Consider the following 14,629-nt stretch of genomic DNA (forward strand, 5'->3'; position numbering starts at 1 on the left):
CGGGGTCTTAAATAATCCTCAGTAGCTCAACGGTGGAGCACTCGGCTGTTAACCGATAGGCTGTAGGTTCGAATCCTACCTGGGGAGCCATTTAAAGACAAACGGATATGGAGAAGCAGAAACTTTCCATATCCGTCTTTTTAAGCCAAAGTAATTTGGCCCCTTGGTCAAGCGGTTAAGACACCGCCCTTTCACGGCGGTTACGGGGGTTCGAATCCCCCAGGGGTCACCATTTTTATAACGTCATGCGGCCTGGTAGTTCAGTTGGTTAGAATGCCAGCCTGTCACGCTGGAGGTCGAGAGTTCGAGTCTCTTCCAGGTCGCCATTTTTTTATTTTAATATTACCATTTTATGTGACCCATTAGCTCAGTTGGTAGAGCATCTGACTTTTAATCAGGGTGTCGGGCGTTCAAGTCGCCCATGGGTCACCATTTTTTTATTTGTTTTAGGTTTTATAATTCAATAAGTTTATCATTAAGCTGATGTGGCTCAATTGGCAGAGCAGCTGATTTGTAATCAGCAGGTTGTAGGTTCAAGTCCTATCATCAGCTCCATTTTTATTTTGGGGAGATGCCCGAGTGGCTAAAGGGGGCGGACTGTAAATCCGTTGACGGAGTCTACGATGGTTCGAATCCATCTCTCCCCACCATTATGACGATCGTTGGATCGTTTTTTTATTGCAAAAAATCAACCCGTATCGTTACGATACGGGTTGATTAGAAAAGACCTCTCAATTAAGAGAGGTCCCAAGGTTCATAATATAGTTATCTACCGCCACAGGCTGTTCTATTTGGATGTCTTGTGACAAAACCATTGATATCTTCTTTTGGGTTGTAAACAGAAAGAATCATTGTTCCTTCATTCAGGTCTAATTTGTGCTCAGAATACTCGGGTAATTTTTCGATTTCCAAAACAGCAGCCTTAGCTTCATCAACATTTGTGAATTCTTCCAGTGAAACTGTAGCAATACCATCATCTGAATAATTTGCAGATTCCATCTTTTTCAGTAAGGTTTTTGAAATATCATTTAACATAGTAACCACCTTTAATCCTTTCATCGATTACGTGACCTATTTTGATTATACGATAACTTTGAGATCTTGTCCACAAGATGTCAAAAATTTACTACTAATCAAAATAGGCGGCTTAAATAAAGCCTCTTCTTTATCTTTATATGAAATTATACCCGAAGATTTAAGAAAATAACAAAATCCGGGAAATGTAAGTAAATTTCCCTTCGGGTGATTGACAAAAATGTGAAAAATGAGATACTATAATAAGGATTACAATGTAATTTTGGTAGATTATATTAGGAGATGTTTGAAATGGTAAATTTAACAATTGACAATCAGAAAGTGAGCGTTCCCGAGGGCACTACGATCCTTAACGCCGCTAAAGAAGTAGGGATTGATATCCCGACTTTGTGCTATTTTAAAGGCTTTGATCCTGAAGGAAGCTGCAGGATGTGCCTTGTTGAAGTAGTGGGAGCCAGAAGACTGGAGACCGCTTGTTCAACACCGGTAGGCGAAGGGATGGTCGTCTATACGAATAATGCGGTTGTTCGTAAAGCGCGCCGCTTTGTCTTAAAAATGCTTTTCTCAGATCATACATTTGATTGCTTTACCTGCTACAAATTTGGCACCTGCCGTTTTGTTGATCTTAATGGAAATTGTATCGAGTATGACGAAGTGAAAAGCTTTGGCCAGTCCTTGGAAAAAGGTCAGCCAATCGATGATTCAAGTCCTTTTTATACTTATGATCCCAACAAATGTATTTTATGTAATCGTTGCGTTAAGGTTTGTGAACACCTTCAGTGCAATCATGTTTTAGCAAAATGCGACCGTGGTTACGAAACAAATATTAATCCAGTTTTCGATATGCTGCGCGGCGATAAAAACTCAAACTGTGTAAACTGTGGGAATTGTATTGCTGAATGCCCTACAGGTGCACTGGCGCCGAAAAAGTTCATGCCGCTGCCTTATACCGACACGGTAGAAACAATTTGCCCTTATTGCGGCGTAGGCTGTACTTTGAAATTAAAGGTTCGGGATAACAAGATTACAGATGTCATGAGTGTTCCGGGCAATGTTAACAATAATCTTCTTTGTGTTAAGGGGCGCTTTGCCCATGACTTTGTGGCCAGTGAGGATCGTCTGAAAACGCCGCTTATTCGAAAAAATGGCGTTTTGGAAGAAGCAACCTGGGAAGAAGCTTATGATCTGATTACTCAGAAGCTGAAAGAAGCGATTTCAGAAGGCCCGCAGGCTGTTGCAGGTTTTTCGTCAGCCCGCTGTACCAATGAAGAGAACTATTTATTCCAGAAATTTATTCGATCAGTTGGTAAGACGAACAATGTTGACCATTGTGCGCGACTTTGTCATGCCTCTACCGTTGCTGGGCTGGCTAAATCCTTTGGCAGCGGTGCCATGACAAACAGTATCGAAGAAGTTGACGTGATGGATGTTATTCTCGTCAGTGGTTCAAATACCACCGAGACGCATCCGGTCATTGGTGCTAAGATCAAGCAGCGCGTACAGAAAGGCGCGGCGCTGATCGTGGCGGAACCACGTAAAATTGAACTGGCAAAATATGCCGATGTTTATCTTCAGATCAAACCAGGCACCAACGTTGCTTTGTTTAATGGTTTGATGAAAGCAATTCTGGATGAACATCTGGAAGACCGTGATTTTATTAACGAGCGGACTGAAAATTTCGATACGCTTGAAGAATATTTAAATACAATTACAGTAGAAGAATGCGCTGAGATATGTGGTGTAGATCCCGAAGAAATGCGCAAGGCAGCACGTTTATATGCGACTAAGGATAAAGGCGGCATCTTCTATTCAATGGGGGTGACCCAGCACGCTACCGGAACCGATGGCGTTATGAGTACCGCTAATCTGGCAATGATGACTGGCAAGATTGGACGTGAAGGCTGTGGTGTTAACCCGCTTCGTGGTCAGAATAACGTTCAGGGAGCCTGTGATATGGGTGCACTTCCAGGCGATTTTACGGGCTATCAGAAGACGAATAACCCAGATGTTCTTGCCAAATTTGAACAGGCATGGGGAACAGAGCTGCCGACAAATGCAGGCCATACGATTACGGAAATTGTTGATGATGTGGATAAAAACATCGTGAAGTTTTTATATATCATGGGTGAGAATCCGCTGGTTTCTGATCCCAACACAAATCATGTTAAGGAAGCCTTTGAAAAGGCAAACTTTATCGTACTCCAGGATATTTTCCTGACTGAAACGTCAGAATATGCAGATGTTGTTCTCCCAGCAATGGTTTATGCTGAAAAAGACGGCACATTCACCAATACCGAACGCCGGATACAATTGCTTAGAAAAGCCGTGAAGGCGCCTGGCGTGGCAAAAGAGGACTGGCGAATCATCTGTGAGCTTGCACAGCGTATGGGCGCTGAAGGCTTTAATTTCAGCAGCTCAGCCGAAATTATGGATGAAATCGCATCGGTCACTCCGAGCTACGCCGGTGTGTCACACGAGCGTCTGGAACGCGGCGACCGCATTCAGTGGCCATGTCCTGACAAAGAATCGGAAGGTACTAAATTCCTGCATAAAGGCCAGTTTACACGCGGAAAGGGCATGTTTAATGTTGCGCACTATATTGCGCCGGAAGATCAGCCCGATGAAACCTATCCGATGATTCTGATGACTGGACGTATTCTGCAGCATTATCATACCCGCACGATGACTAAAAGAACAGCGGGGATACAGGAGATCGTAGGAGATCCTTTCTTCGAAATTAATCCCAAAACAGCTGAAGAAAACGGCTTTTCAGAAGGCCAGTTTATTCAGGTAACATCACCAAGAGGCTCTGTAACTGCAAAAGCAGTCTATAATAAAGGAATTCAGGAAAACACCCTGTTTATGCCATTCCATTATGGTGACAAGGGTGCCAATTGTCTGACTGGTGGTAAGGTCGATCCAATCGCTAAAATTCCACCGTTTAAGGTTTGTAAAGTCTTTTTAGAAGAAGCAAAATAAATGTGGGCTCCCTTCATCATGGTTGGTGGTGGAGGGAGTGTTTTCATATTCTGGGAGAAAGACAATGAAAAAGTATAAAACAGCAGCCATCCTGGTTGGTGGAAAAAGCACCAGAATGGGAAAAGATAAAAAAAACCTGGTTATTTCAGGTAAAGCCCTGCTGCAATCCATCATTGACCAGCTGGCCGTCTTGTTTGATGAAATAATCATTGTTGGCTGCAGTGAGGATGAGATTGTTGGTATTCATGGAATTACAGGCGTATATCCGGATATTTTAGATATTTCAGCATCCTTGACAGGAATTTATACCGCTTTGCTTTACAGCCAGTCAGACTATGTTTATATTACAGCCTGTGATATGCCTAATTATGATTTAGTTTTTATTCGGCATATGATGACACTTTTAGAAGAAAATCCTGATAAAAAAGGCTGTGTCACACGTTATAAAGAGTGGATTGAGCCCTTCAATGCCTTTTATTCAAGGGACTTGCTGCCATCAGCAGAGTATTTTTTAAAAAGTGGAAGAAAGAGCGTTTTTCATTATTTAAGCCGGGAAAATATCTATTATATAGCAGAGAAGGATGCCCGGGCTTACACCCCGGATTGGAGCCTTTTTTGTAATTTAAACACCCCTGGCGATTTAACAAAGCACTTAAAAGGAGTTGGCGATGTCAGTGAAGCTGGAAGAAATTGTAAAAATCACGCCGAGAGGCGCCAAAAGGATCTTTGACCCAATGGTTGAGGAGTATCCGGTCACCTTATACCTTAATGGACAGAAAATGATCTCATTGATGAGTACGCCCCAAGATTTAAAAGAGTTGGGCGTCGGCTTTTTTTACCTGAAAGGCCTTATAAAAGATATTCAGCAGGTAAATAAAATAGAAATAGAGCGAAGCACTGTAAAGACAGGAGCGGTTGTTTATATTGACAGCCATGAGAAGACATCAAAAATAAAAGATTTTTTCGAACTGTCTGAGGAGAGTATTCTCACAAGGAATGAAGAAAAAAAGACCTACCCTTTCGAGGCGGATTTTCAAACAGTATTGAGACGATACGGGTTGACCGAAAAGGGCCTTTTTGAAATGATGGAAGGCTTCAGCCAGAAGTCGGAGCTTTTTGTAAAAACTGGCGGAGTGCACAGCATTGGGCTCTACGAAAAGGGTGAGGCCGTACTGTTTTACGATGACGTCAGCCGTTACAATACCTATAATAAGCTGTTTGGCGGTATTTTGCTGAACCGGATTACGCCTGAAAACAAAATGCTTTTAACAACTGGCAGAATTCCAAGCGAGGTAATGACCTGGATTATCCAAAATGGTATCCGCTGTGTTTTATCCATTTCTGCGCCCACAAATGGAAGTGTTCAGCTGGCTAGAAAGCATGGAGTGACCCTGATGGGATTTGTAAGGGGAGAGCGCTTGAATTTATACGCCTGAATGTAAAAAATCAGCAGAAAAAGGTTAAAAAAATCTTGACACTGGTGGCGTCATTTGTTATTATAATTGAGCACGTTACATACAGATGCTTTGCTCGTCTGAGTAACGCTGCATTGTGCGGATGTGGCGGAATTGGCAGACGCGCTAGACTTAGGATCTAGTATCTAATGATGTGGGGGTTCGACTCCCTTCATCCGCACCACTTTTAATATAAAACAAACACATTTATATGAAAAAAGTTAAAAAAGTGCTTGACAAAATAAAGGGAAGCAATTATAATAATATATGTTCGCTGATGAAAATTATTCAAGCGAAGTTAAGCGGAAGTAGCCAGTGGTATAAGCAGAGAACCCAAATCTTCGATTTGGTGTGAATCGCTTAGTCCGGGATGCTTTCAAAAGCCGGAGATGTGGTACGTAAAACAAAATAATAATTCTATGCGGAAGTGGCTCAGTGGTAGAGCATCGCCTTGCCAAGGCGAGGGTCGCGAGTTCAAATCTCGTCTTCCGCTCCATTTTATTTTTTGGCATTTTGTAGCAGCTTTGGCTGTTTTTTTATTTGCGCTAATATGATCTTGCTAATCAAAGTAATAAAAAAATCCTGCTCTATGCAGGATCTTTTTTGTTTTTACGTCTTAAATTTCTTTTGGCCTGAAAGACAGCAAAGGTCATGGCAACGGTAATGCTCTGGATGCTGCTGTAAAGGGGATGTCGTTTCCCCGGAAGGCCGATATGTCCAAGCGTATCAAGAATATGATTAGGCTTATGATTATTTTTAGGTGTTTTTGAGCCGGTTTCAATGACCAGCCGCTTTCCGGCAATACTGGTCAGCAATATATTGACGATATCATAGGCGCCTTCATAGGCAGTGATCTTATTCCTGTTTTTTTGAATTTGCCGATAATATTTGCCGATAAAATCAGCCGAGAAACCAGGGCTGTTAAAACTGACGCATTGATTGATGCACTCGCCGTTTAGAATAGTGATATACTGCGCATCATTGCCGCCTTTAGAATGGCCTGCTAAATCAAAATTTGAAAAGCCAAATTCTTCCTTGCAGTCTTCATAGAAGCGGAAAGCATTTTTCTGTTGGTCTGTTTCTGCGGAAAAAGCGCCTTTATAGTTATCAATCCATCCACCAAGGCCAACGGTTCCCCTGAAGGTGATAATGCCTGTTTCAGGCGAATCTGAGGTAAAACAGAGACCATAAAGCCCAGTTCGGGGTTCATCGGCCTGTCTGAGAATCTGGAGTGACATCAGAGCACTGTCTTCCTGAATAAGCTCCAGAGAATGGCGCCACTCTTTGGAGGTCATGGCTGCGTCGCCTGCCAGTTTTGGATAATGGCGGCGGTGAACAGCCACCATCTCAGAAACAGGGATGGGCAGGTCCTCTGGATGGACTGGAAGAGGGAGGGCTGTCAGCTGGCTTAAAAGATTCAATTGGCTGTGACAAAGCATAAGAGGCATCTCCTTTCTGATAAGTGTCAGAAAGCCTTAAAAACTATTCTGATTCCTTTAGCTTTGCCAGGGCTTCTGCAAAAGGATTGTTGACAGCTTCCTGATTTTCTTTTTTCATTTTGCGCATATAATTCTGAGCTTCGCGTTTACTGTTTTTCCGGTTGCCGTCAAAATGTTTTTTGTTAAAGCTAGAAACCTTTTCTCTGAACCCGCAGCGCTTGCAGAAATAAAGAGCACCGTCGCCTTTGCCGCGTATTTCCAGTTTAACGTGACATTCGGGACAGCGGACATTCGTGTTTTTGCTCACATTTTCTCGATAGCCGCAGGTTCTGTCCTGGCACACGAGCATCATACCGTATTTGCCCTTAACTTCAAGCAGATTTTTCCCGCATTCCGGACATTTTTGTCCGCTTTTATTGTCGTGAACAAATTTTTCGTTACTGTTTTTAACATCATTGACCAGTTCAGTGGTGTAGGTTTTAATGTCCGCGATAAAGGCCTCAGGATCGCTTTTCCCTTTGCTGATCAATTCCAGCTGGCGTTCCCACTTTGCGGTCATGAGCGGCGATTTTAAATCAGCAGGAACCAGGTCGATGAGCTGTTTTCCCTTTGAGGTGGGATAAAGGGAGTTTCCCTTTTTTTCAATAACAAACATCTTATATAACTTTTCAATGATGTCGGCTCTGGTGGCAACGGTTCCGATACCGCCGGTTTCACCAAGGGTTTTGGCAGCTTTAGCGTCAACCTTCACTACTTTTTGAGGATTTTCCATGGCGGACAGCAGCGTAGCTTCTGTAAAACGCGCCGGAGGCTTTGTTTCGAGTTCTTTTAGAGAAATCTGGGAGACAGCAAGAGCGTTCCCTTTTTTCAGTGAAGGCAATTGCTGGTCTTCGTTATCCTCATCGTCGTCCTCCTCGGATTGATTTTCATAGACTTTTTTATAACCAAGTGTTATAATTTCACGCCCTTTTGCAGTCAGCGCTTCTCCGGCAATATCAGCTGTGACTGTTGTCTGCAAATATTCATAGGGGGGCAGAAAAACACTGAGAAAGCGCTTGATGACCAGGTCATAAATTTTTCGCTCATCGGTGCTGAGGTTTGCCAGTATCACGCGCTGTTCGGTGGGAATGATCGCATGATGGTCGGAAACTTTCCTGTCATCAACAAAGCTTTTGTTTGTATGGATGCCGAGCTTGAGGATCTCGCTGACAGCCGCTTTATAAGGACCGATGGAAATTGTTTTGAGCCTCTCCGAGAGCGTTGGCACAATGTCCTGTGTCAGGTATTTTGAATCGGTGCGGGGATAGGTTAAAATTTTATGGCTTTCATAAAGGCGCTGCATGATATTCAGGGTTTCTTTCGGACTCATGCCAAAAAGGCGGTTAGCGTCTCTTTGAAGCTCGGTCAAATCATAAAGGCCTGGGGATGTGCTTTTCTTTGGCTTTTTGCTGATATCCTTGATAACAGCGGATTTGCCCTTCATCTTCTGAAGTATTTTTTCTGCAGTTTCTTTTGAATTGATGTTCTTTCCATGCTGGCCCTGCCAGGTGAGTGTGAATTGTGGTGTTTTAGCCAGGATATTGTAATAAGGCTTTGGTTTGAAATTTTTAATGGCTTCTTCGCGTTCGACGATCATGTTAAGCGTTGCGGACTGAACACGGCCAGCAGAAAGCTGGGCATTGTATTTAACGGTCAGCGCTCTTGTAATATTAAGCCCAACCAGCCAGTCGCCCTCGGCTCGGCATTGTGCGGCGCGGTAGAGATTATTGAATTCAGTGCCGGGTTTTAAATTTTTAAAGCCCTCTGAGATAGCTTTATCCGTTACGGAGGAGATCCACAGGCGTCTGATTGGTTTATGGCAGTGTGCCTTATCCAGAATCCATCGGGCAACAAGCTCACCTTCACGACCGGCATCGGTCGCGATGACAATATCTTTAACCTCGGAGCGGCCCAGGAGGGAGGAAACAATTTTATACTGCTTTCCACTGCCCTTTAAAACAGTGAGCTTCATGTGCTCCGGCAGCATGGGAAGGGATTCCATATTCCAGTTTTGATATTTTTCGCCATAGGCCTCGGGATCGGCCAGTGATACGAGATGGCCAAGAGCCCAGGTGACAATGTAGCGGTCGTTTTCGAGATAACCATTTTGTCCATTTTTGCATTTCAGGACACGGGCAATATCTTTTCCAACAGAAGGTTTTTCTGCGAGAACAAGGGTTTTGTTTTGTGACATAAAAAGTCCTTTCTGTATTAATAAATGTATAAAATAATAAAAGCGGACCAAAAGGGTCCGCTTTTATTATAACATTATTCAAATTATTTTTCCTGAGACTTTTTAGCCTGTTTTTTCGCTTTTTTGTGCAGCTTTCGGATTTTTTTCGTGTGCAGCATTGCCTCACGGTACAGATTCAGAGAATCGGGATCATCCCTGGAAATCATACTTGGGAAAGCATTGATGATGCGGCTGTGTGAATAGCGGCGGAAGGCGGCCTTTTCAGATAGTCGGCCCGTAAACTCATCAACATGCTTCTGAACATCGTCTTTGGCTGTTTCGAGAAGCTCATGTTGTGCATTTCGGACGTCTGTAATCTTTTGGGTGAGCTGTCCCTTTGTCTCCACGCCCTTTTCCTTAAGGTCATCAGTGACACTGGTTGCCAGCTCAGATACGCGGTTAAGCTTGTTCTTAAAGTTGAGGGTTTCCAATGTAGAGGTAACCAGATCGGCAATCATAAGCACGGCAAGAGAGGTCGCCAGGACTTCAAGCCAAAAGGGTGAAAAACGTGAGATGATACGCTCCACAAACGGGTGGACAAGATACATCAGAGTAAGTGCCATCACACCGAAAAGCAATGAGTTTCTGAGACAGACACGGCCATTGATGTTAAATTTACGATTTGAGTAGTCCCACCATTTTGCGTGGAACAGCTTTTCCATGGCCCAGCTCGTAATGTATTCCAGTACAGAGGTCGAGACGACACCTACGAAAAATACGCTGACAGGGTCGTTAATGTATGGTCCTAAAATAGAAACAATGATGATTGCGCCAACCCCATATATCGGGCAGTATGGGCCATTTAAAAAACCTCTGTTAATAAACTTTTTCTTTGGAATAGAGCAGAATACAACTTCGCAGCACCATCCGATAACGGCGTAAAGAAAAAAGTATGTGAAAAGCAGGCATAAGTTATAGTACATTCGGTTTTCCTTTCTATAAAAGTTATTCCCTAGTATTATACCATAATTTTATAATGGCTAACATTAACAGTTTTTCAAGATTTACTCAAGAATAAAATACTGGGAATTTTAAGTGTGACCGGTTATAATGAAGAAAAAAGGAGATGAAAAAGATGATCGTGAATTTTGGCTCTTTAAATATTGATTATGTCTATTCCATGGAAAAAATCGTACGTCCGGGTGAGACGCTATCCTCAAAGGAGCGTTCGGTTTTTCCAGGAGGAAAGGGGCTTAACCAGTCTGTCGCTTTGGCGCACGCCGGGGCTGAGGTACGTCATGCGGGATTCGCCGGGAGCGAGGACGCTCAATTTCTGGTCGATATTATGGAAGCGAGCGGAGTAGGGACAGGGCTGCTTCAGAGGGTTGCGGAGACAAACGGACATGCGGTTATTCAGGTGGATGAGCATGGCGAGAATTGTATTATCTTGTATCGGGGAACCAATGGCATGCCGGACAGTGCTTATGTTGAGAAGGTTGGAAAAACACTTCATGAGGGTGATCTGGTTCTGTTCCAAAACGAGACAAGTGCTATTGCGGAAATGATGCGGACGGCAAAAGAGAAGAGGGCCAGAATTGCATTGAATCCATCTCCGATGGATAATGACTGCCTGAATCTGCCGCTGGAGCTGGTGGATATTTTTCTGCTCAATGAGATTGAGGGAGCGGCACTGACGGGAGAAAAAGAGCCCGATAAAATCCTCTCAGGGCTACTTAAACGTTTCCCAAAAGCAAAAATTGTTTTAACTCTTGGAAGTGAAGGGGCAATGTTTGCGGATTCATATAAAAGTTTTTTCCAGCCCGTGGTGGAATGCGAAAAAGTGGTGGATACGACGGGCGCGGGAGATACGTTTACTGGTTACTATCTGGCTGGAATTGAAGCGGGAATGAGTGATGAAGAGGCAATTTACAGAGCGGCGACTGCCTCATCCATTTGTATTACCCGAATGGGTGCTGCGCCGTCAATCCCTTTGAAAGAAGAGGTGGATACGAAAGCAGGTATACGCTGAAACGACTTATACCGATTATAAGATAACAAAAAAGACCCATTGATGGGTCTTTTTTATGCTTCTACAATTTCAATCCACAGCCCCTTCTGATCCGGGGTTAAATTCAGGTTTTCTAGAGTTGTGGGCTCAGGCAGCGGTTTTTCCAAAATAAAACATTCGTTTATCCATTTTCCAAGAACTTCGGCGGCAATATCGAAAGCCTTTGGAAGGTCGGCCGCTTTTATAGGAATGCCTTCAACGCCGAGATCCGGAAAACCAAAGGTAATACTATCTTCACTTTTAAGTGTAAAAACAGCGGGATAAGCATAGGTCAGCTTTTCTGTGTTGTCCATGAGTCGGTTCCTTTCTTTTAGGGTGTAGCGGCAAGCGGCTCTGACCGCGGGATAAAGATCGTATTGCCGCCGTTGTTTTCAGCAGGTGTCCGCTGTTTGAAACCAGCGGACTTATTGTCAATCATCTCAATATCCTTTCTGAGCACATCCAGCACGAGTTTGCAGTCATCCAGAGCCCGGTGGTTCTGCATATCACAGTCCGCGGCCCTTTGGAGAGCAATCTGGTTGATGTCTTCCACCAACCCCATATGAATTTTTTGTGCACAGCAGAATTTGCAGTTCAGATCGATGCCTGTGGAATCAATGGATTTTCTCAGCAGTACAGAATCATAGTCAATGCCCCAAGACATCAGTGTTTTTCCGGCGATCAGATCATGCAGATCACGCATTACCTGATGGATGGAAGGCTTGTCCATGACCATCTGATTGGTAATGCCGGTAAGTGAGCTGATACGCCAGTTGATTTTGTGGCTGGGCTTTACCAGGCTGTTATACACAGTGGTACCCTTGCAGTCGATGACGGCAATCTCGATAAGCTCATCCGGGCACTGGACTGCCTCGGTATCAAAAATAAAGTACTCGGAGGGCCCTTTCAGATCCTCGCGGATACGTTTGAGATGAGTCTTGGCATAGCGTTTGTTTTCCGCGATGCGGCGTCTGCGCATTTCTTCATGCATTCGCTGGCGCTCTTCATAGGCAAGAATAATGGGGGTCAGCTCATTTTTGCTGGCGTTCAGCTCTTTAGCGATAGCCTCATTGCTTAAACCTTGTCGCCTGAGCGTATTATACCATTTTTTCAGAAAGGAATTGAGCTTGTCATAAGGATAATGCATTTCTTTTGCGATTTGCTTATTTGAATATTTTCTTTGGCGGAGCTCTTTGTACTTTAAAAGCTCAAGCTCCTGTTTTTCCTGACGTTTTCTTTTAATTTCGGCATCGCGCCTTTTTTTGAGCTCTTTAAAAACCGGATGAACAGGGGTGATATTTCCCTGATTAATCCACATTTCAAAAAGTTCAAAAAGCTTTTTTTCGCTGATGTTCATAACTTTGAGAATATGAGGAAGAGGTTTTGTCTGAACTTTTTTAAATTGGCATAGCATAGATTTCATGATAAATGTCCTTAAATATCAATTAGCAGTCTTTTTTAATTAAAAAGCAGATGTCAGAGGTATCGAGAAGTTTGAGAAGTCTGTCCGCTTTTATTAAATTCTTTTCAATAATATTTGTGTCAATACCTGCAAGCCGTACGGTTATGGTTGCCAGGAAGTTGATAAAATCCTTTGATTTTACAGGATCCAAGGTTTCAAAGCAGTCTTTCAGAAGATATTTCCTTGCCCCATACTCAGCGATCATCAGCTTTTGAAACACTTCCTTTTGGATGTGCAAGTCAAACTCTGAAATAACGGCCATCATGGATTCACGCACAAACTGGTGTGTTTCCTTTAAAACCAGATCTTTGGTGAGAAGGAGTTCGTAGAGGCTTTTATTTGCTGGATCTTCAAAAATTTTAATATAAAAAATATGATTGAACAAAATATGCTTTTGAAGATGGTTTTCCAGCTGTGCTGCAAGCTGATCATCAACCATTTCGTTGATCGCGAGTATAAATTCGTGGTAAATACTGCCAACCAGTGCTTCTTTTTTATAATAGTAATTAACCAGTCCGACTGGAATATCGGCCTTTTCAGCGATCATCGCAATGGTCGTCTGGCGGTAGCCATATCTATAAAAAAGCTCCCTTGAAGTTTGTAAAATTTTCTTCTTTGTTTCAATGCCATTTTTATATTGTGCCATAGTATCCTCGATTTTAAACTATTTTAATTATTATAACATAATTGTTTACAAACCGCACGATTTAAAGGATGAAAATGTTATTTTGTAAAAAAAATAAATTTAAGATAAAATACTTGACAAAAAAACGGTCGGAGTATATTATATTGAATATAAAATTGAATATAAAATTTTATATTCAAAAATAGGGAGGGGAAATTATGAGTGATGCGAACGTTATGAAGTTGTGTGAAGAGAGAGAAAAGCGCTACATTCAGGCGGTTAGTCTTGAGCAGCCAGACAGGGTGCCCCATGAAACAAGGTTTGGTGAATACTGGGCCATTGATTACGCTGGATATCCGATTAAGGGTTCGACAGTCGATCCTAAAATCATGGGTGAGGCCATGGAAAAGCTGGCCCGGGATTTTGCAACAGATACAGCGCCGTTTTTATTTTCAAGAAATCCTTTGTTTTACAAATCATTACAATCACAGAGCTTTAATGAAGGGAAAACAGGCATCATGCAGCACCCTGAAGTATGCTGTATGAAAACAGAGGAATACGACGAATTGATTGCAGATCCTTTTAAGTGTATTGTCGACAGGATACTGCCTAGAGTTTACAAGGCTTTAGACCCGGCCAATGGCAGCAGCAGCGTTTCGCTGGTACGGGCCATGAGTATTCAGAATGATATGAATACGCCGATTTTGATGGAAGCAGCCCGGGTGAGCCAGAAATATGGCCTTCCTTTGACCGGTGGAGGACTTGTCGAGGCACCGATGGATTATATCGCCGATATGATCCGCGGGTTCTCTGCCATAACCATGGACATTCGGAGACAGCCTGAGAAGGTGGCAGCAGCAGCGGAAGCGGTGATGCCCTTGATGGACCGGCTGGCAGCGCAGCTCCCGGCAGTACCGGGCAAGCTGGTGAGTATGCCGCTCCATATGCCTGTATTTATGCGGGAAAAGGACTTTGCAAAACTCTGGTGGCCAAGCTTTAAAGAGCTGGTGGAACGGATGGCGGCAAGAGGACAATACATGCGCATTTATTTTGAGGGGGATTGGACGCGTTACTACGACTATCTGCAGGATTTGCCAAAGGGCCGTATCCTTGGTGTTTTTGAATACATGGATCATCAGCTGGCTAAGGACAAGCTTGGAAAGGTGATGTGTATTACCGGCGGTTACGATGTATCGCTTCTGCAGTATGGAACAAGGCAGGCGGTTATCGATGAGGCCAAAAAGCAAATGGATATTCTGGCACCCGGCGGAGGCTATATTTTCACGGTTTCCAAAGGCATTACATACCCCAATGACGGAACACCTGAAAATGTTAAGGCATTGTACGAATTTGTGGAAGAATACGGAAAATATTAG

12 protein-coding genes and 8 tRNA genes are annotated in these 14,629 nt (G+C 43.3%); 13 read left to right on the forward strand and 7 right to left on the reverse strand.

The features are described 5' to 3' along the window. Positions 1-15: 15 nt before the first annotated feature. The 6 genes from BUC22_RS05635 (at position 16) to BUC22_RS05660 (ending at position 650) form a co-directional block, all read left to right on the forward strand. Positions 16-90, forward strand: a tRNA-Asn gene (locus BUC22_RS05635). Between the two features lie 67 nt (positions 91-157). Further along, positions 158-232, forward strand: a tRNA-Glu gene (locus BUC22_RS05640). Between the two features lie 17 nt (positions 233-249). Further along, a tRNA-Asp gene (locus tag BUC22_RS05645) sits at positions 250-326 on the forward strand. Positions 327-356: 30 nt separating this feature from the next. Continuing rightward, positions 357-432: transfer RNA gene (locus tag BUC22_RS05650), tRNA-Lys, on the forward strand. Between the two features lie 47 nt (positions 433-479). After that, a tRNA-Thr gene (locus BUC22_RS05655) sits at positions 480-555 on the forward strand. Positions 556-565: 10 nt separating this feature from the next. Beyond that, positions 566-650, forward strand: a tRNA-Tyr gene (locus BUC22_RS05660). A 115-nt stretch (positions 651-765) separates the two neighbouring features. Here the strand turns inward: BUC22_RS05660 and BUC22_RS05665 are convergent. Next, positions 766-1,035, reverse strand: a complete 270-nt coding sequence (locus BUC22_RS05665) for a hypothetical protein (protein ID WP_013379306.1) — start codon at positions 1,033-1,035, stop codon at positions 766-768. 291 nt (positions 1,036-1,326) lie between these two features. Here BUC22_RS05665 and fdhF point away from each other — a divergent pair, with 291 nt between their 5' ends. From fdhF to BUC22_RS05690, 5 genes are all read left to right on the forward strand, one after another. Next, on the forward strand, positions 1,327-4,014 hold the full coding sequence (gene fdhF, locus BUC22_RS05670; protein WP_013379307.1) for a formate dehydrogenase subunit alpha: 2,688 nt from the start codon (positions 1,327-1,329) through the stop codon (positions 4,012-4,014). A gap of 64 nt (positions 4,015-4,078) precedes the next feature. Further along, positions 4,079-4,744 carry a molybdenum cofactor guanylyltransferase gene (locus BUC22_RS05675; RefSeq protein WP_013379309.1) on the forward strand — a complete coding sequence of 222 codons (666 nt, stop codon included), beginning with the start codon at positions 4,079-4,081 and terminating at the stop codon, positions 4,742-4,744. Beyond that, positions 4,683-5,450, forward strand: a complete 768-nt coding sequence (fdhD, locus tag BUC22_RS05680) for a formate dehydrogenase accessory sulfurtransferase FdhD (protein ID WP_013379310.1) — start codon at positions 4,683-4,685, stop codon at positions 5,448-5,450. Before BUC22_RS05675 ends, fdhD begins: the two co-directional genes overlap by 62 nt. A gap of 117 nt (positions 5,451-5,567) precedes the next feature. Further along, positions 5,568-5,652, forward strand: a tRNA-Leu gene (locus BUC22_RS05685). A gap of 237 nt (positions 5,653-5,889) precedes the next feature. Next, positions 5,890-5,964: transfer RNA gene (locus tag BUC22_RS05690), tRNA-Gly, on the forward strand. A 91-nt stretch (positions 5,965-6,055) separates the two neighbouring features. Here the strand turns inward: BUC22_RS05690 and BUC22_RS05695 are convergent. The 3 genes from BUC22_RS05695 to BUC22_RS05705 form a co-directional block, all read right to left on the reverse strand. Next, positions 6,056-6,907 carry an Mbeg1-like protein gene (locus BUC22_RS05695; RefSeq protein WP_013379323.1) on the reverse strand — a complete coding sequence of 284 codons (852 nt, stop codon included), beginning with the start codon at positions 6,905-6,907 and terminating at the stop codon, positions 6,056-6,058. A 43-nt stretch (positions 6,908-6,950) separates the two neighbouring features. After that, on the reverse strand, positions 6,951-9,140 hold the full coding sequence (locus tag BUC22_RS05700) for a DNA topoisomerase III (RefSeq protein ID WP_013379324.1): 2,190 nt from the start codon (positions 9,138-9,140) through the stop codon (positions 6,951-6,953). Positions 9,141-9,223: 83 nt separating this feature from the next. Continuing rightward, complete coding sequence (locus BUC22_RS05705; RefSeq protein ID WP_013379325.1) at positions 9,224-10,102, reverse strand: putative ABC transporter permease; 879 nt, start codon at positions 10,100-10,102, stop codon at positions 9,224-9,226. Between the two features lie 152 nt (positions 10,103-10,254). Between BUC22_RS05705 and BUC22_RS05710 the strand changes: the two genes are divergently transcribed. After that, positions 10,255-11,148, forward strand: a complete 894-nt coding sequence (locus BUC22_RS05710; RefSeq protein ID WP_013379326.1) for a ribokinase — start codon at positions 10,255-10,257, stop codon at positions 11,146-11,148. A gap of 53 nt (positions 11,149-11,201) precedes the next feature. Here the strand turns inward: BUC22_RS05710 and BUC22_RS05715 are convergent, their stop codons facing one another. Genes BUC22_RS05715 through BUC22_RS05725 form a run of 3 tightly spaced genes read right to left on the reverse strand, consistent with a single transcriptional unit; the run spans position 11,202 to position 13,274 of the window. Beyond that, positions 11,202-11,480 carry a hypothetical protein gene (locus BUC22_RS05715; RefSeq protein ID WP_013379327.1) on the reverse strand — a complete coding sequence of 93 codons (279 nt, stop codon included), beginning with the start codon at positions 11,478-11,480 and terminating at the stop codon, positions 11,202-11,204. A gap of 17 nt (positions 11,481-11,497) precedes the next feature. Next, the gene (locus BUC22_RS05720) at positions 11,498-12,589 is read right to left on the reverse strand and encodes a 3'-5' exonuclease (protein WP_041689826.1); all 1,092 of its coding nucleotides are present in this window, start codon (positions 12,587-12,589) and stop codon (positions 11,498-11,500) included. Between the two features lie 22 nt (positions 12,590-12,611). Then, positions 12,612-13,274, reverse strand: coding sequence for a TetR/AcrR family transcriptional regulator (locus tag BUC22_RS05725; protein ID WP_013379328.1), 663 nt, complete (start codon positions 13,272-13,274; stop codon positions 12,612-12,614). Between the two features lie 197 nt (positions 13,275-13,471). Here BUC22_RS05725 and BUC22_RS05730 point away from each other — a divergent pair, with 197 nt between their 5' ends. Then, a complete protein-coding gene (locus BUC22_RS05730) occupies positions 13,472-14,629 on the forward strand; it encodes a uroporphyrinogen decarboxylase family protein (protein ID WP_013379330.1) in 1,158 nt (385 codons plus the stop codon).

The sequence above is a fragment of the Eubacterium callanderi genome, assembly GCF_900142645.1.
In the GTDB taxonomy this organism is placed as follows: domain Bacteria; phylum Bacillota; class Clostridia; order Eubacteriales; family Eubacteriaceae; genus Eubacterium; species Eubacterium callanderi.